At 62.2% G+C, this 495-nt stretch carries 1 protein-coding gene; it reads right to left on the reverse strand.

All coding sequences use genetic code 11. The annotated features are described in order from the left end of the window. On the reverse strand, positions 1–495 hold a 495-nt coding region (locus tag J5M56_RS24610; RefSeq protein ID WP_207938012.1), incomplete at both ends, for an immunoglobulin-like domain-containing protein.

Below are 495 nucleotides of genomic sequence, written 5' to 3' on the forward strand. Positions count from 1 at the left end.
GGTTTCGCCTGCCTGGATGGTGATGACGGCGCCATTCGACAAGGTCACGGTCACTGGCGAGCCAGCAGCATTGGTCAAGGTCGCGGTGTAAGTGATCTGGCCGCCTTCAGCCACGGAAGCGGTCGCGCTCAGCGACAGATTGGTGGTGTCGGCCACGTCGGTGACGGTTGTCGAAACTGGAGTGTTGTCCGCCACCAGATTTTCGTAGTTACCGCCGGTTACGCCAGTGATCGAGTTGGTCAGCGGGGCGTTGCCGGTCAAGGCATCGTTCGGTGCAGTGTAGGTGATGGAGCCAGTGGTCTGGCCGACGGCGATGGTGATGTTCTGGCCGTTGGCCAACGTCACGACCACAGGCGAGCCGGTGACTGGCGCGCCGACGGTGGCGGTGTAAGTCACGGTGCCGCCTTCGGCAACCGAGGTGTCTGCGCTCAGCTTCACCGTCGAGGTATCGACGGTGTCAGTGATTTCGGTCACTGCTGGCGTAGTGTTCGGCAC

Source organism: Pseudomonas sp. 51_B (assembly GCF_017491595.1).
GTDB lineage: Bacteria > Pseudomonadota > Gammaproteobacteria > Pseudomonadales > Pseudomonadaceae > Aquipseudomonas > Aquipseudomonas promysalinigenes.